This is a genomic window from Paraneptunicella aestuarii, from assembly GCF_019900845.1.
Classification (GTDB): domain Bacteria; phylum Pseudomonadota; class Gammaproteobacteria; order Enterobacterales; family Alteromonadaceae; genus Paraneptunicella; species Paraneptunicella aestuarii.
Genome location: NZ_CP074570.1, coordinates 599,002 through 615,670, shown reverse-complemented (window position 1 = coordinate 615,670; position 16,669 = coordinate 599,002). Strand labels below are relative to the sequence as shown.

Annotated in this window: 12 protein-coding genes; 6 read left to right on the top strand and 6 right to left on the bottom strand. The window is 43.4% G+C overall.

All coding sequences use genetic code 11. From position 1 onward, the window contains the following. Positions 1 to 90: 90 nt before the first annotated feature. The gene (locus tag KIH87_RS02575; protein WP_232359982.1) at positions 91 to 1,107 is read left to right on the top strand and encodes a GGDEF domain-containing protein; all 1,017 of its coding nucleotides are present in this window, start codon (positions 91 to 93) and stop codon (positions 1,105 to 1,107) included. Here KIH87_RS02575 and KIH87_RS02570 read toward each other — a convergent pair. From KIH87_RS02570 to KIH87_RS02550, 5 genes are read right to left on the bottom strand one after another with little or no spacing between them, the layout of a single operon-like run. Beyond that, a complete protein-coding gene (locus tag KIH87_RS02570) occupies positions 1,104 to 2,342 on the bottom strand; it encodes a pyridoxal-dependent decarboxylase, exosortase A system-associated (protein WP_232359981.1) in 1,239 nt (412 codons plus the stop codon). The genes KIH87_RS02575 and KIH87_RS02570 overlap by 4 nt on opposite strands. Next, positions 2,329 to 3,891, bottom strand: a complete 1,563-nt coding sequence (locus KIH87_RS02565) for an acyl-CoA ligase (AMP-forming), exosortase A system-associated (protein WP_232359980.1) — start codon at positions 3,889 to 3,891, stop codon at positions 2,329 to 2,331. Before KIH87_RS02565 ends, KIH87_RS02570 begins: the two co-directional genes overlap by 14 nt. A 6-nt stretch (positions 3,892 to 3,897) precedes the next feature. Further along, on the bottom strand, positions 3,898 to 5,640 hold the full coding sequence (msbA, locus tag KIH87_RS02560) for a lipid A export permease/ATP-binding protein MsbA (RefSeq protein ID WP_232359979.1): 1,743 nt from the start codon (positions 5,638 to 5,640) through the stop codon (positions 3,898 to 3,900). Then, a complete protein-coding gene (locus KIH87_RS02555; protein WP_232359978.1) occupies positions 5,640 to 6,491 on the bottom strand; it encodes a lysophospholipid acyltransferase family protein in 852 nt (283 codons plus the stop codon). Before KIH87_RS02555 ends, msbA begins: the two co-directional genes overlap by 1 nt. After that, a complete protein-coding gene (locus KIH87_RS02550) occupies positions 6,488 to 6,733 on the bottom strand; it encodes an acyl carrier protein (protein ID WP_232359977.1) in 246 nt (81 codons plus the stop codon). Before KIH87_RS02550 ends, KIH87_RS02555 begins: the two co-directional genes overlap by 4 nt. 473 nt (positions 6,734 to 7,206) lie before the next feature. Between KIH87_RS02550 and KIH87_RS02545 the strand changes: the two genes are divergently transcribed. The 3 genes from KIH87_RS02545 (at position 7,207) to KIH87_RS02535 (ending at position 13,540) form a co-directional block, all read left to right on the top strand. Next, positions 7,207 to 9,648: a M1 family metallopeptidase gene (locus KIH87_RS02545; protein ID WP_232359976.1), complete on the top strand. Its 2,442-nt coding sequence runs from the start codon at positions 7,207 to 7,209 to the stop codon at positions 9,646 to 9,648. A gap of 57 nt (positions 9,649 to 9,705) precedes the next feature. Continuing rightward, complete coding sequence (locus KIH87_RS02540) at positions 9,706 to 10,296, top strand: DUF6702 family protein (RefSeq protein WP_408635783.1); 591 nt, start codon at positions 9,706 to 9,708, stop codon at positions 10,294 to 10,296. A 307-nt stretch (positions 10,297 to 10,603) separates the two neighbouring features. Further along, positions 10,604 to 13,540 (top strand): TonB-dependent receptor domain-containing protein, encoded by a 2,937-nt coding sequence (locus KIH87_RS02535; protein ID WP_232359975.1) that lies wholly within the window; start codon positions 10,604 to 10,606, stop codon positions 13,538 to 13,540. 157 nt (positions 13,541 to 13,697) lie between these two features. On the opposite strand, the gene KIH87_RS02530 is transcribed toward KIH87_RS02535, so the two are convergent. Beyond that, the gene (locus KIH87_RS02530) at positions 13,698 to 14,915 is read right to left on the bottom strand and encodes a sterol desaturase family protein (RefSeq protein ID WP_232359974.1); all 1,218 of its coding nucleotides are present in this window, start codon (positions 14,913 to 14,915) and stop codon (positions 13,698 to 13,700) included. 254 nt (positions 14,916 to 15,169) lie between these two features. Here KIH87_RS02530 and KIH87_RS02525 point away from each other — a divergent pair, with 254 nt between their 5' ends. Both KIH87_RS02525 and KIH87_RS02520 read left to right on the top strand, forming a co-directional pair. Then, on the top strand, positions 15,170 to 16,015 hold the full coding sequence (locus tag KIH87_RS02525) for a DUF3014 domain-containing protein (protein ID WP_232359973.1): 846 nt from the start codon (positions 15,170 to 15,172) through the stop codon (positions 16,013 to 16,015). Between the two features lie 30 nt (positions 16,016 to 16,045). Then, on the top strand, positions 16,046 to 16,600 hold the full coding sequence (locus KIH87_RS02520; protein ID WP_232359972.1) for a DUF1285 domain-containing protein: 555 nt from the start codon (positions 16,046 to 16,048) through the stop codon (positions 16,598 to 16,600). The last annotated feature ends 69 nt before the right edge of the window (positions 16,601 to 16,669 follow it).

Below are 16,669 nucleotides of genomic sequence, written 5' to 3'. Positions count from 1 at the left end.
TTCGTCAGAAAATCCTAATTCTAGCTAAAACTTAGCATTGATATTTTGCTAACATTAGAACACTAAGGCGAATTAAATCAGGCTTCATTCATGTCTAAAAATGATTTGGAAAAATCATTCAATATTTTAAAGAAAACCGTGCCATTGATGCTCAAACATAAGATGCCGGCGATTCCTACCAACTATGCTCTTTGGTATACCTATGCAGCGAACGAAACCCCATCCCTGAACGAATCAATGGATGGCATTCTGGCGCAGATTAGTACCTTGTCGAATGCCAGAGCGGAGGAAATGTATCGTAATTATGTAGCAGATAAGCAGGAAGTCAGCCCGTGGCAATTACGCCAAAATATTGAAGCCATGCTGTTAGAAATATCTCAAACCGTCCAAGACACCAAAAGTGACACCCATGTTTTTCGTAGCGCAATGGATGGTTGCCTTGATGATTTGGAAAAAGTTGAGAAGGAAGGCTGGTCGGTGGAAGAAGTGATGGGGTTGGTGCGCAACCTGGTCAATGACGCACAGGAAATCCGCCGCAGTACATTGAATTTCAGTGCCGCTCTAACCAGTGCAGAAAAAGAAATCGCACAGCTCAGAGCCGAACTACAACAAACTCAAAAACATGCCTTGTATGACTCCCTCACCGGGCTATGCAATCGCCGTTTCTTTGATGATGAATTGCAATCCATGATGCATCACACCCCATTGTGTTTGATTATTGTGGATGTCGATCACTTCAAAAAATTCAATGATACTCATGGTCATGTCATGGGCGATAAGGTTCTAAAAGCCGTTGCCAAAAAACTGCAACAAAGCTGCCGAGATGGAGCACAAGCCTATCGTTTTGGCGGCGAAGAGTTTGCCATACTCATTCCAACAGACAACATTACCAGGGCATTACATGTTGCCGAAGTAATGCGCCGATCCATTGAAAAAATCCAGCTAAAAGACAAGCGAACAGGCCAAACCATTGGCGGCATCACCGCATCTTTTGGTGTATCTCAAGCAGATGAAAAAATGCAAATTTCTGATTTTATCGAAACCGCAGACAAACATCTGTATGAGGCTAAAAATCTCGGTAGAAACCGCGTTATGCCTATGCACTAAAGCACCAGCTCTCTGGCGTGAGGATGACTCAAAAAATCTTGAGGACTGGCACTCGCGCCGTATGCTCCCGATTGCAATACTGCAATCACATCGCCCACTTTCGGGTCTGGTAATTCTATATTCGCAGCCAAAATATCCAAAGGCGTGCATAAGGGGCCAACCACATCAACCCTGATCTTATTATCTTCACCAGACTCCAATTGATTGGCCATTACCACGGGATAATTACGCCGAATCATCTGCCCAAGGTTACCTGAATTTGCTAAATGATGATGCATACCACCGTTTGTTATCACGAAATTTTTCCCTCTGGATCCCTTAACATCAGTCACTTGGCATAAATAAACACCAGACTCCGCCACCAAATAACGCCCTAGCTCCATGACAACTTCAGTGTCTTGTAATCTTAAACTTCGACCATCTAATAAGGTTTGCAAGTTGGCACCAATATCATCTAATTCAATTGCCAGCTCTCCCTGAAAATAAGGCACTCCCAAACCACCACCAATATTCAAATATTTTACATCCAGGCTAAAACGCTCTGCTTCGCAAGCCAATTCTTCTGCCAGAAGGAAGGTGCGTTGATGATTTTGAATGATGGAATCAGGTCTTAGATTTTGGGAACCAGTAAATATATGAAAACCCTGAAAATCAAAATCTTGCGAATGAAGCAAAGATAATAAATAAGGAATTTGCTCTGCGTCGATCCCAAAAGGTTTACTCCCCCCCGCCATTTTCATTCCGGCCGCTTTTAGCTCAAAATCAGGGTTAACTCTAAAAGCTATCTTGGGCCGAATATTCAACTGTTCACCTAAGTCACCAATACGTTGCAGCTCTAATTCGCTTTCCACATTAATCTTTACCCCCGCCGTAATAGCGGCTCTTAATTCCAACTCAGATTTAGCTGGCCCTGCAAAACTAATACGCTCCGGCAACATGCCTGTCGCCAAGGCTTTCACTAGCTCACCATGAGAAGCGAGATCGAAACCGTGCACTAACTTTGCCATATGGTTTAACACGCCCATATGAGGATTGGCTTTTATCGCATAATGAATACGAACAGATTGAGGCAAAGCCTGTTGGAGCTTCTCAAACTGACGAGTCATCACCTTAGTATCATAAACAAACAATGGTGCCCCACCAGCAATAGCAATGAGTTGCTCAGCAGTTTTCCCAGCCATCAACAGTTGATTATTTTGAGCATTAATTCTTTGCAAAACATCAAATTGAGACATGATCAGCTTCCTCAAATACCCCACACGACTTTTCAAGCAAGGCATTTCGGTCTAACTTGCCGTTCGCATTGAGCGGTAGATTCTCATGGATAAAGATCGCCTGAGGTAACATAAAAATCGGCAGCCTTTTCATCAGAAAAGCTTTCAAAGATGGTTCGGAAACCTGTCCTGACACATGTAATACAATACCCTGACCTAACTTCGGATGAGGCGCAGAGCAAACCATCGCCGACAACACACCAGGATGTTTAAACACTTCCTCTTCAATTTCAGTAGGGCTAATGCGATAGCCTGAACTTTTAATCATGTGGTCATTACGAGACACAAAATACAAAAAACCCTGTTCGTCACGTTTTACCAGATCTCCAGAACGCACAGCTCGCCCCTTACCTTCAATATGAAAAAACTTGGTATGGGTACGCTCTTCATCCTGCCAGTAACCTTGTGCTACCAGCTCACCACAATGTACCAGTTCCCCAATCACGCCTATTTCACACTCATTACCTAATTCGTCCATTACCAGCAATTCGGCTTTAGGAATTGCCTTACCTATGGATTGAGTATGAGAATCAATAAACTCAACAGGCAGATAACTCGAACGAAATGCTTCGGTTAGTCCGTACATAAGAATGGGCGAAGCATGAGGAATCTTTTCACGAATTTTGTGCAACACCTCTTCTGGCATGGCACCACCTGAGTTAGTGAAATACCTTAGAGAGCAAGTTTGTTTCTCTGTCCAATTCAAACTCGCTAACTGCATCCAAACTGGTGGTACTAACGCAAGCCCTGTAACTTGATAACGCTCAATAGCCCTCACTATGTCGATAGGCAACAAATACTCTAACAACACCACGGAAGCCCCCACAGCAAATGCCGTGGTAAGCTGGCTAAAACCATAGTCGAAACTAAAAGGTAAAACACACAACAGTTTATCGCTGGGCGTATTCTCCAAATATTCACTGACACTCAAGGCTCCCAAAACCATATTACGATGACTTAACATTACTCCCTTGGGTTTACCTGTACTGCCTGAAGTATAAAGCAAAGCCACCAAATCATCTGGGGTTGGTGTCTGCTTTAGGTTTGGTTTGACAGGCGTTTTCAACAAGTCTTGCCAATAAAAAGACAAATAAGGCGAAGTGTGCACTTGCTCACTTTTTACATCAGTTAAAATGATATGCTCTACAGCAGAGCCTTCTAATAAACCAGAAAGTCTTGATATACGAGATTCGTGCGAAATTAACAGTTTAGCGCCAGAATCATTGAGAATATGCATCACTTGCTCCGATTTCAAAATCGGGTTAATTGGCACCAACACCAAACCAGCATAGCTAATTGCGAAAAAGCTAATAACAGCTTCAGGCACCTTGGGTAAATACACGGCAACGCGACTGCCATATGAGAAATTAAGTTTCTTCAGGGCGCTGCCAATAGACTCGATCGCATGTCCTAACTCAGCATAATCAATATGTTGAGATTGGCATTGCAAAGCCAATGCGTTGGGCGTTTTTGTCACTTTCGAAAGTGGTAATTCATGAAGTAATTGCATTGGAAATCAAACCTCTGCTGTTTGAAAATAAAAAGAGGAATACAGTCCCTTTTGAGCCAATAGACTGTCATGGTCACCACATTCAACAATGCGGCCTTTATCAAGCACTAAAATACTATTGGCAAATTTTACGGTTGTAAGTCGGTGGGCAATTAAGATGCAACAGCGGTCTTTCTGTAGCGACTGCATTGCCAGTTGCACTTTTGCTTCGGAGTCACTATCCAAAGCAGAAGTAGCTTCATCAAAAATACATATCGGAGCATCGCGTAATATGGCTCTGGCAATAGCTATTCGCTGCTTTTGCCCTCCAGAAAGTAACGCCCCATTCTCTCCCACGAAGCTGTCGAGCCCTTGCGGCATAAGGTCACTAAATTCGCTCACAAAAGCTTGTGCTGCGGCAGCTTCTATTTGCTCGCGAGAAACTGGTCGATTACAGCCATAAGCGATGTTGTCGGCAATACTAATGTTAAACAAGGCGATATCTTGCGAGACCAGAGCGAACTGACTGCGCAACGCAGCAAGGCGATACTCTTCCAGAGGCTGGTCATTCAAGTAAATTGTGCGGACTGGGCTGGGGTAAAAGCCCAGTAGTAAATTAACGAGCGTTGATTTACCACTGCCAGAACGTCCCACAAGCGCCAATGTCTGACCTTTGCACAGCTCAAATTGAATATTTCGTAAAACCTGAGTTTCTGAATTGGGGTACTGAAAACTCAAATTCCGACACTGAATTTTGTTTACAGGTTTTTCAAATTCCCGTGTCCCATGATCCAATTCAGGCTCAGCATCCAGCAGTGTGAAAATACTGTTTGCCGCAGTTAATCCTCGCTGAAACTGCTCGTTCACTTTACTAATCTGTTTCAGTGGTTTTAACAAAGAACCCATTGCCACCAAAATCGTAGTGAAACTGCCGGGCGTTAGTGAGGTCAATAAGCTTTCGTTACTGGCTAATAGCAAAACTACTGCAATGGCTGATGCACCTATCATTTGAATAACAGGGTTACTAATAGCGGATAAACGAGCCAAACGCATCACTTGACGCCGATTGTCGCTATTGCACACTTTAAATTGCTGACCTTCAATACCTTGAGTACCGCAAGCGCGTATCACAGTATGATTACTCAGGCTGGTTTCCACCTGCTGAGTAATGTCGCCCATAGCATCTTGCATGTCTTTGCTTACGCGACGAAAATGCTTGGCGACATAATTGAGGATCCAGGCAATAACAGGCATCAACGCCAAAAACAACAGAGACAATTTCCAACTGGCATTCACCATGATGGCTAACAATACAAAAATGATCAGCCCCTCTCGTAACAAGGTGACAACGGCTTCTGCACTGGCATGAGCAATCTGTTCTGTGTCATAAGTTAATTTGGAAATTAGAGAGCCATGAGATGACTGGTCATAGAAGCTCATTGGCAAACGCAGCAAATACTCAAAGCTTTGCTGACGCAGGGTAAAAATCACTTTACTACTCACCCATGCAGTACAATAACTGGCAACAAAACTGGCTAATCCTCGAAGCAGAAAAATTGCGATAACCAACAAAGCTCCGTATTGCAGAACCTGTGAGTTTGACTCAGCAAGACCGTCATCAATTAGAGGTTGCACCAAATACACCATACCTGCATCTAACACCGCAAAGCAGATAACAGCAAAGAAGCAGGCAATTAAACCGGCTCGATAACAACTGAAATAAGAAGCTAAGCGTTTAGCAGTAGCCCATTGAGCCTGAGATTCAACCATTAACGCCACCGATTGTAAGACCAGTACCAGTCTTCCTTATGCTGGCGTATCAACTGTTCAAAACGACCATACATACCTTGCGTTAACTGTTGCATGGCATCAGTGTTTTGCGAACAGTGCTGCTCTGAAAATACCTCCAGATGCACGTGACAGACAAAATTCTCGTCGTAACATGCATAGCCAATCAACACAGGCTTCTTCGCCATGGCAGATAACATAGCGATACCTGCTGGTGCCGATGTGTCTTCACCGAAAAAACGTACTGGCACATCGTTAGCGAAATGGTCACTGTGCAACACGACATTCCTTCCTTGCTTTGCCGCTTTCAGCAGCTCAATAAATGAGCCATTACTATTTTTGTTAAAACATTGGATCCCCGCCGCAATATAGATATTTTTTGCGAAATTCAGGTAGGGAGGGATCTTCGACAACGTCGATGCTTTATTGCTAAGCAGGGAAACAGCAAGAGGTACAGCTTCATAGCAAGCTGAATGCAATGTCGCCACACAAACGCCCGGCTCACTTTGCAACATGTTCTTTGCTTGCTCATCACAATGAATTTCCAATCGCAGGGAATTCAAACGCAATATCTGAAATGCACCATAGCAAATACGAGCATAAGACTTATAAGCAAGCGCCAAAACGTCATCATTATTTAATTCTGGGTAGGCACGCAATATATTCTGTACGGCTCGATTTCGCGCTTTAGATGAGTGCTTTAATATTAGCCTTCCCAGTGCCATCGCTGCACGCCTTGACCATGATTGTGGCATCACTGCCATTAAGCTTTTGAAAATAGACACCGACATCCAACATAATGCTGTTAGAGGCTGATTAGAGGTCACTGTCATGCTGGCTTACACTGATTAATGAAGTACAACAAGTCCCCCACTGAAGCGAATTTTTCAGCGTTCAGTTCATCATCCATCATGCTAATTCCAGCCTCTTGTTCTATCGCCATTACTAGCGTCACAATCGCCATAGAATCCAGTTCTGGCACGGCTCCTAACAATGGCGTTTCCGACGTATAACGCGTGGTATCAATATCAAGAGTCTGGCTTAGCACTTCTTGCAACTGTTGTAATTTAAACATCAACTATCCCCCTTCAGACGTTTTGGGGAATGCTACTTAATAGATAAAAGCAATGATGTAGAGGTTTGTATGAAAGATGTGTTTTTATGTACTTTTCTAAATCTTTACAGAGGAAGGCTTCAAAATCGTTCTGCTGGAATAGCAACTCACTGAATCAACAAAAGTTACTAAAAGTTATGAGACAAACCATAAACGCAAGGCTGCTCATGACTTATGCAACGACTGTTAACATGTTGTATTTTTATGTAAAAATATGTGCTGAAAACTCCATAAAAAACTCCATAATAGACAGCGAACATTTGTTGACGGAACGCTTGCCTCAAGTTTTTACCCAGTGTTAACGCTTTCTTACACATTTATTAAATAACCCTCTCCTCAGAGTTTTCCCTCTTTAACGTATTAGTGTAATTTGTGCTTCCAAATACTACGTGCGCACTTCTAGTGTCATCACATTGACTAACCGGAGGATTCACATGCTCAATTGGGCATCCAGATTTGTCTTATACTTCCTTATCGCAAGCACCCCAGCTTTGGCAGCGATTCAACAGACCAAAGGCGATTTTCAGGACAAATTTCGTCAATTGGATGAAGTTCTACCCACTCCCAACGTATACCGTAACGCCGCAGGTGAGCCTGGACATCAATACTGGCAGCAAAAAGTTGATTATCAAATTGACGTAAAACTCAATGAAGAAGCTCGTACTATCACGGCAAGCGAAACTATTCACTATCATAATAATTCTCCAGACACGTTAAGATATTTATGGCTGCATCTGGATCAAAATCGCTTCCGTGCCGACTCAGTAGCAGAGCGTTCCAAAACATTCGGTGACGGAGCTTCAAGAGGGCCTGCGACCAAATCATCGCATGGTGATCAACCAGCAGCTATGTCGTTTGACTTTCTACGTCAGCAGCAAGCCATGGAAGATAGACCATTAGGCTTCACCATAGAAAATGTAAAAGATTCTCACGGCAATGCTTTAAAGAGCACCATTGTCGACACGGTTATGCGTGTCGATTTAAAAACGCCACTGAAATCAGGAGAGTCGGTTACCTTTTCCATGGATTTTTCCTTCAACATCCTGGAAGAAAACGCCATTTCCGCTCGTTCTGGTTTTGAACATTTTCCTAAAGATGACAGAGAAGGCGGCAATGACATATTCCTGTTAGCTCAATGGTTTCCACGTTTGGCGGCTTATACTGACTATGAAGCGTGGACCAACAAAAACTTTTTGGGACGGGGAGAATTCACGCTTGAATTTGGAGACTATGATGTCGCCATCACCGTTCCTTCTGACCATATTGTTTCAGCGACAGGGTCATTGCAGAACTCCGGCAAAGTGCTAGACAACGAACAACGTCGTCGTTTGCGTAAAGCGCAAACAGCAAAACGTCCTGTATTTATCGTTACTCCAGAAGAAGCACTGGAAAACGAGAAAAAAGGCAGCGACAAGATGAAAACCTGGCAGTTCAGTGCCAAGAATGTTCGCGATTTTGCATGGGCTTCTTCACGCAAATTTATCTGGGATGCAAAAGGCTACAAACAGGATAGTGAAGAAAACCCCGTTGTCATGGCAATGTCTTTTTACCCTAAAGAAGGGGGTGAGCTATGGCAGAAGTATTCTACGGAAGCGGTTATCCACACAATGGAAGTCTACTCTCGCTTCTCCTTTGACTACCCTTATCCAGTTGCTCAATCAGTCAATGGCCCTGTTGGTGGAATGGAATATCCAATGATCACCTTTAATGGGCCTCGCACTAATTTGCAAAAAGATGGGAGCCGTACCTATTCCCTGTCAGAAAAACGTTACCTGTTAGGCGTTATTTTCCACGAAATCGGCCACATCTACTTCCCAATGACGGTCAATTCAGACGAACGTCAATGGTCATGGATGGATGAAGGTCTAAATAGCTTTTTAGATGCCATTGCAGGTAGAGAATGGGATCCCAATATTCCTTGGGGTAATGAGCCATCCGATGTTGTTGATTACATGAAATCATCAGTTCAAGTTCCGCTTATGACTCAATCTGATAGCATTTTGAACTTTGGCCCTAACGCCTATCATAAGCCAGCAACTGCACTTAATATTTTGCGCGAAACGATTCTGGGCAGAGAGTTGTTCGACTTTGCATTCAAGGAATACTCTCGTCGCTGGAAATTCAAACGCCCAACACCTTCTGACTTTTTCCGCACAATGGAAGAAGCCTCTGGTGTGGATTTGGATTGGTTCTGGCGCGGTTGGTTTTACACCACTGACCATGTAGATATCTCCATTGATAAAGTGGAAAAACTACGTCTTGATACTGAAAATCCGGATATCGACTTCGAGCGTCGTCGTCAGGAAAACAAAGACAAGCCAATGTCTATTTCAGTTGAAAGAAACGCTCAAGAAGGAAAAGCCTGGGTTGAGCGCAATCAGGATGTCACTGACTTTTACGACAAACATGATGAATATACAGTTACAAACAAAGAGCGTAACAAGTACAACTCATTCATGGAAAAGTTGGAAGATTGGGAACGTGAAGCACTAACTAGAGCGGTGAAAGAAGATAAAAACTACTATGTGCTCTCGTTTAGTAATCTGGGCGGTTTGGTAATGCCAATTATCATGCAATTGAATTACACCGATGGCAGCTCGGAATCACTCACTTTACCCGCAGAAATATGGCGTCGTTCGCCCAAAGCGGTAGAAAAACTGATAATTACTGACAAAGGTAAAGAACTACAAAGCGTCGAAGTGGATCCTCGTTGGCAGACTGCAGATGTCGATATTAACAACAACCACTTCCCTCGTAAGATTCTACCTTCTCGCATTGAATCTTATAAGAGCAAGAAAAAGAATGCTCTTGAGTTCCGTGACATTATGTTTGATAGCACCACTGAGCTCAAAAAAGATAAAGAAGAAGATAACTAATGAACTTCGCCCAATCCTGCACACGCAGGATTGGGAGCACTTTTTAGAGAAAATCCCATGTTCCGTACCAATATGAAAGACGCAAAGTTCCAACAGGTTTGCTTTTTGCTTTTAATGGTTTGCTTGCACACTTTCTTCTCTACTAACGTCTACGCCCACCAACAAAAAGCCGCTATTACTAAAGTGCTATTTAATCAGCATTCCAAAAACCTGGAAGTGATGCACCGTTTCATTCTTCATGACGCTGAACATGCTGTTAGGCATATCTTCGGAAAAAATGCAGACATAATCTCGGACAAAGCCACTCAGGAGACTTTCGCCAAATACGTCACTGAACATTTCTCAATTAATGCGATCCCTCAAGGTGAATTGCCACTCAAGCTTGTTGGTCATGAAATAGAGGGGCAGTTCTTTTGGGTTTATCAGGAAACCGCTATTCCCCAAGAAGTGACTGCGCTGTCAATTAGCCACAAAGCCTTACATGATGTATGGACGAAACAGGTTAACCAAGTCAATGTTGAAGGGAAAGGGACAGTAAAATCTTTAATATTCAGAGATGATAGCCAATCCCAAACCGTGACGTTTGAAACGTTGGGTGCAACAGAATCCAATCCCCCTTCCCCCTCCATTGAAACAAAGAAAGATTAGTCTGATTGCATATTAAAACAAGCCTAATTTCCAACAATCTACCTTAATTATCGTTAATTAGGCTTCGATCATCTCAACTTTACCGTTTTTCACTCCAGATCAATTTTTAGCTCAAAATATTTACTAAATAAATTGAACCTGAACAGAACAATCGCTACTATGCTCGGTTACTAATTTGGACATTCAGATTAGATTTTGTGGTTTTATGTCCATTCGTGCTCACAAAAACCGCAATTTAATAACAATCTGAGCCCAGGTTAGTTAAAAAAAAACAATAACGCATAAAAACTAAACTCGGGAAAACACTATGATGTTAAAAACCAAATTAAGCCGTGCTATTGCACTGAGCTTAATTGGCGGATCGGTTGTACTACCAGCAACCTTCGCTAATGCCCAAGAAGACAACGAAAAAATCGAGAAATCGGAACGCATTGAAGTAACAGGTTCACGTATTGCTCGTCCTGAACTTTCCAACCCTACGCCAGTGCTTACTGTTGACGCCAAAGCCATTGCTCAATTCGGTACTCCAGATTTGGGGGAAATCCTTGCTGAATTACCGGCAATCGGTGCAACTGATACATTAATTGGCAACAATGGCAGCAACACTTTTGCAGGCCAAAGTTTCGCAGATTTACGCCGTCTTGAGTCATCAAGAACATTGGTATTGGTTAACGGTAAGCGTCACGTAGCGGGTGCTCAAGGTAGTGCTCAGGTTGACCTATCAACCATTCCATCCAGCTTGATTGAACGTGTAGAAATTATTACGGGTGGTGCATCCGCTATTTATGGTTCTGATGCGGTATCCGGTGTAATCAACGTCATCCTGAAAAAAGATTTCGAAGGTTTAGAATTCCGTATGTCGGGCGCATCTTCAACTGAAGGTGTTGGTGCTCGTAACAATACTTTCAGTATTTTAGGCGGTGCAGACCTGTCCAATGGTAAAGGTAACGTTACCTTCTTCGCTTCTCGTGAATATTTGCAAGAGACAATGGCCAATGACCTTCGCCAGTCTGATGATTGGGGAACCATTGTAAACCCAGAAGACGGTGGTGAAGACGACGGTATTCCAGACCGTATTCGTGTACCCCGTGTTATGTCTGAGCGCATTGATGAAAACGGCGTTTTGAACCCGTATGGATTCGAAGGTAATACTGGCACATTGTGGGTATTCGACAATGCCGGGAACCCGTTACAACAAACAGAACGTGCTGGCACAAACAGCTTTGCATTTGGTCAGTTCCCTGATGGCTGTGACTACTGTTTTGAATTAAACGACTACGAAAACTTCCAGCCTGGTGTTGAGCGTTTCACCGTTGGTTCAACACTGAACTACGATATCAATGAAAACATCACCTTCTATAGCGATGTGAAGTATGTTCAAGCTGATATTAAACAGCAGTTCCAACCTTCTTTCCGCTTCGGTAACGTTTTCATCAATGTCCAAGACAACGCTTTCCTGAGCAACGATTTCAAACAAACATTGTTGAATGAAGGTCATTCGACCATTCGTATGGCCAAGTTCTTCGCCGAATTGGGGAACCGTTCTGCCGCCAACGACAGATCGACATTCCGCTATGTAGGTGGTTTTAAAGGTGGTTTCTCTCTTGGTGAAACCGATTTTAACTACGACACCTACTACGTTTACGGCGAAACAAAAAATACCCGTGTCACTCAGAACGATTTGATTGTCGGTAACCTTGTTGCAGCATTAGACTCCGTCATCGACCCAACAACAGGTGAAGCAGCGTGTCGTAGCCAGGTTGCCAGCGCTCAAGGTGAAGGCTATACAGACCCAGCAACGGTGAATGGTGACAACTGTGTTGCTTATAACCCATTCGGTTTTAACCAAGCCTCTGACGCAGCAAAAGACTGGGTATCAGCGAACACCACTCGTTCAGATAAAATCACTCAGGAAATGATCGGTGGAAGCTTAACATTCGACACTGGTGCATTCTTCTCATTACCTGGTGGCGCAATTAGTTTTGCGATGGGTTTTGAGTATCGTGAAGAAACATCAAAAACTATTACTGACGAGTTCACCAAGCGTGATTTCTTAACAGGCGCTGCGACACCTGACGAATACGGTGAATATGATGTAACAGAAAGCTTTATCGAAGTTAGCTTGCCAATTCTGGCAGAAGTGCCTTTTGCTCATGAATTAACAATGGATGCGGCATTCCGTACTGCGGATTACTCACACGCTGGTACTGTTGATGCGTGGAAAGTGGGCTTGATGTATGCACCAATTAAAGACGTTCGTATCCGCGGTACTATCAGTGAAGCGGTACGTGCACCAAACATTTCGGAAGCATTCAGCCCTCAATCGCCTGGCTTTGCTAACATCAACGACCCATGTGATGCAGACAACATCGGTGACGACCCAGATCGTGCATCAAACTGTGCGGCATTGGGTATTCCAGCAGGCTTCCAGGCTAACGATAACGTAAGTATCGACACGCTTTCTGGTGGTAATCCAGACCTGACACCTGAAGAATCAGAATCATTGACTGCCGGTGTTGTATGGACACCAACGTTCTTTGAAGGTTTCTCATTGACGTTAGACTATTACGACATTGAGATCAAAGACGCCATTATTCAGGTTGCTTCTCAAGACATCCTTGACAACTGTGTTGACGCAACTGGCGGCCCAGACCTTAACTATTGTTCTCAAATCGATCGTGATCCTGTCACCAACGATATTGAATTGGTTCGTTCTGGCTACCTGAATGCTGCTGCATACAACACTAAAGGTGTAGAACTACAAGCCCGTTATAAGACTGACTTGTCAATGTTCGACCTGGCTGGCGAAATGACCTTCAACCTGGTAGGTAACAAACTGCTGGAACTGGAGCGTTTTGAATTCCAGGATCGTCCAGATGAAATCAACGTTGAGAAAGGTGAAATCGGTGACCCTGAATACCAATTCAGATTTTCTGCTGAGTACCAGTTAGAAGATTTGTCTGTTATGTGGTTGTCTCGTTTTTCAGACCGTCAGGCATTATTTGATGTTTCTCCTGGTGCAGATACACCAGAAGACACTTCTCCAGCCTTCATCGGTTCAATCGTGACTCATGACCTGTCAGCAAGCTACATGTTCAATGACAACATCGTTGTTGGCTTGGGTATCCGTAACCTGTTTGACAGATTACCTCCTGCATTCATCACTTCTGGTGGTGACGGAAACGAGTCAATCTATGATGTAGTAGGTCGTCGTATCTACGGTAACGTCAGAGTGAGTTTCTAAGCTTAAATACCTGTCTAATTAAGCTTTCTATCTTTGGTAGAAAGCTTACGACATTAAAGTTGACTCATGAAAAAAGGTCTTTGGCTCACACCAAAGACCTTTTTATTTGGAAACTGTTAGCTGAACAGACTTACAGCGTTTTTCCCCAACGTCTATCCTATCCAGCTTGTAACACTTCTTTTTGTTCTTTCAGCATCAAAGCCAAAATCACCAGACTCACCGCAATATTGGCTCCAAATGCCAACAACATCCAATCAGCAGCTTGCAAGTGCAAAAGCAGCGCAGGTAAAGCAATGTGCTTGGCAATTTCTAAAGCAGCACCAAACTTATTGTTGCTTAACACTAATCCTAGGCTGTAGCTGGCAAAAAGCACATAAGCCAAGGCAGGAACTGTCTGCCAAGTGTCAAATTGCGGCAATTGAATCATCACCACCAAAGCCGCACCGATAATGCCAATATGCTGTAGTAAGGAATACACCTTCTGCCAGCCTGTTAATTCAATATCAAATTTCTTGAATTTAGTCAGGTCTGTGCGAGGCAAAGGGTCGCTGATTTGCACATCATCAGGTCTCCAGCCCGTCGGCTTGAACCAGATAAGCAGCTTGTCTTTCCAATGCTTGGTATTCCAGGCATCTTTTCCTAATTGCCAGTAAACGTGGAAATTTGCCCAGATGGGATCCCAGCTTTTTAATGCTTTGCGAATACCGTAAATAGGCGCTTCATCGTCCAACTCTTCCTGAAAAGTACCGAACATGCGATCCCAAAGAATAAACACACCACCATAGTTACGATCGATATAAACCTGATTTTGAGCATGGTGTACACGATGATTCGACGGCGTTACGAAAACCAGTTCATACCATCCTAACTTGGGTACATGGCGTGTATGCACCCAAAACTGATAAATCAGATTCATGGCACCAACGGAAATAAAAATCTCTGGCGGAATACCGATAACAGCCATGGGAAGATAGAACACCCAACCAAAGATGCTGCCGCTAGTCTGGCGTAATGCAGTGGTCAGGTTATATTCTTCACTGGAATGATGAACAACATGGGCAGCCCACAGGAAATTCACTTCATGAGATAAACGATGCAGCCAGTAATAGCAAAAATCGTAAAGCACAAAGCCTAATACCCACACCCAAAGTTCTTCCGATAATTTCACCACTGAAAGATGATCAAACATCAAATAATACAAAGTGAAAGGAATAAACTTTTTGGCAATGGCAATGACCCGACTAACAATGCCCAAACCAAGACTGGTAATAGCATCATTTACTCGATAATAATTGGTCTTCTTATGCCAATCCCAAACCAGCTCAAGTGCAATGAGTAGAAAGAAAAAAGGGATTGCGAACAAAATCAAATTCATAAAATGTACAACCTTAAGTTCAGCAAGGTTTCAGTTTAAAACGTTTAGCTTGATTAAGCTATGAAATCTCAGCGCCCTGTCTCAGCACTCTATCTTAATACTCTAAAGTGACTTCCATGGGCATGTTGAGCTTTACATTAACCGAAATCAAGCGAAGCAGAAACTTGGAAAAGAAGGTTTTTTTTGATGCAAAACAAACCACATTCCAGTAACGTATTAATAATGCTCGAATACAGGATCGTATAAGTTTAACTATGAATAACCCAGAAACTTCAGATAATAACGCCGACGAACAACGCTCATTAACACCCCATATGATTTTAGGGGCAGTGGCTATAGTTGTGCTGTTAGGAGTGTTTTTCTGGCTTTCATCAGAAGACGAAGCTCCCGTTCCCGTGCCGGTACAAACCAGTGCTCCCAGCCAACCAGAGCCTGAACCCGTTGTAGAACCGGAACCCGAGGAAGAACCCGAGACAGTCTATGTTGAACCAGAACCGGAAATCGAAGAAGTTCCAGAGCCAGAACCTCTGGATATCAGTGATGCAGCTGTAAAAACAGCCGTTATTGCACTAAGCGCAATGCCCGCCTTGGCGGAAGTTCTGGTTGATGATGATTTATTACGTCGCTTTGTTGTATTTACTAACAACCTTGCCGAGCAAGAGCTCACCGACAATCATCATTTTCTACGTCCTCCCAAAGGGCAGTTCAGAATTTATCACCAGGCAGGAAAAGAATGGATCGATGCCGCAAGCTATAAGCGTTACAGCACTTACGCAGAAGCATTGGATTCTATTCAAACCAGCAGCCTGATTAGCCTATATCAGAAATACAAGCCCGCATTGAATGAGATTTACATGCAGGTAGGTAATCCTGATAGCGGGTTTGATGAACGCTTACTGGACGCTATCAACCATTTGTTAGACACGCCGGAAATTCCAGTTCCCGTAGAAGTGTATAGCGACAGCGTTATGTATAAATATCGCAATGAACGCATTGAAAGCCTCAGCGATGCTCAAAAGCAGCTTTTACGTACAGGCCCAGAGAATATGCGTCAAATCAAAGCCAAACTCAGAGAAATCAAAGAAGCGTTGGGGAACTAACCCAGCGCTTTTTTCCATTCAGCCAACGCTATGGATCTCGCATCACTGCAAAAACAGCTACAAAAACAACTGCAATCGCAAACGGGTAATGCAGCGCCTGTTCACCTGTGGGATCCACCCTTTTGTGGCGACATAGATTTACGCATTAAGCATGATGGCTCGTGGCACTACATGGGAACTCCCATCGGACGACCGGCATTAGTCAGGTTATTCGCCTCCGTACTGAAAAAAGAGGATGACAAATATTTTCTGGTAACTCCGGTCGAGAAAGTCGGCATACACGTCGAAGACGTGCCTTTTGTTATCACATCCTGGAAACAACAAGATAATCTGATCATTTTTACCACCGGACAAGGTGAAGAGTTTGTTGTCAGTGAGCAGAACCCTGTTGAGCTGAGAATGGATGGCAAAAACGATCAACCACTCCCTTATGTATTGGTGCGAAGCAATCTTTATGCACGCTTACATCAGAATGTTTACTACCAGTTAGTCGAACTTGGCGAAGAAAGAGAGCTTGCCAATGGCGAGCATCACCTCATGGTAAATAGCGGAAACTACTCATTTTCATTAGGGCTACTGGATTAAGGTTTCAACCCGTCACTTACCTGCAATCTGTCTTGATGTAAAAACATTTTGGCACAGAAGATTACCCAA

What these genes read in the sequence shown, in the direction of transcription:
- KIH87_RS02550 (WP_232359977.1), bottom strand. Translation starts at nt 6,733, where the DNA reads ATGTTTAAATTACAACAGTTGCAAGAAGTGCTAAGCCAGACTCTTGAT.
- KIH87_RS02570 (WP_232359981.1), bottom strand. Translation starts at nt 2,342, where the DNA reads ATGTCTCAATTTGATGTTTTGCAAAGAATTAATGCTCAAAATAATCAA.
- msbA (WP_232359979.1), bottom strand. Translation starts at nt 5,640, where the DNA reads ATGGTTGAATCTCAGGCTCAATGGGCTACTGCTAAACGCTTAGCTTCT.
- KIH87_RS02545 (WP_232359976.1), top strand. Translation starts at nt 7,207, where the DNA reads ATGCTCAATTGGGCATCCAGATTTGTCTTATACTTCCTTATCGCAAGC.
- KIH87_RS02565 (WP_232359980.1), bottom strand. Translation starts at nt 3,891, where the DNA reads ATGCAATTACTTCATGAATTACCACTTTCGAAAGTGACAAAAACGCCC.
- KIH87_RS02525 (WP_232359973.1), top strand. Translation starts at nt 15,170, where the DNA reads ATGAATAACCCAGAAACTTCAGATAATAACGCCGACGAACAACGCTCA.
- KIH87_RS02520 (WP_232359972.1), top strand. Translation starts at nt 16,046, where the DNA reads ATGGATCTCGCATCACTGCAAAAACAGCTACAAAAACAACTGCAATCG.
- KIH87_RS02540 (WP_408635783.1), top strand. Translation starts at nt 9,706, where the DNA reads ATGTTCCGTACCAATATGAAAGACGCAAAGTTCCAACAGGTTTGCTTT.
- KIH87_RS02555 (WP_232359978.1), bottom strand. Translation starts at nt 6,491, where the DNA reads ATGACAGTGACCTCTAATCAGCCTCTAACAGCATTATGTTGGATGTCG.
- KIH87_RS02530 (WP_232359974.1), bottom strand. Translation starts at nt 14,915, where the DNA reads ATGAATTTGATTTTGTTCGCAATCCCTTTTTTCTTTCTACTCATTGCA.
- KIH87_RS02575 (WP_232359982.1), top strand. Translation starts at nt 91, where the DNA reads ATGTCTAAAAATGATTTGGAAAAATCATTCAATATTTTAAAGAAAACC.
- KIH87_RS02535 (WP_232359975.1), top strand. Translation starts at nt 10,604, where the DNA reads ATGATGTTAAAAACCAAATTAAGCCGTGCTATTGCACTGAGCTTAATT.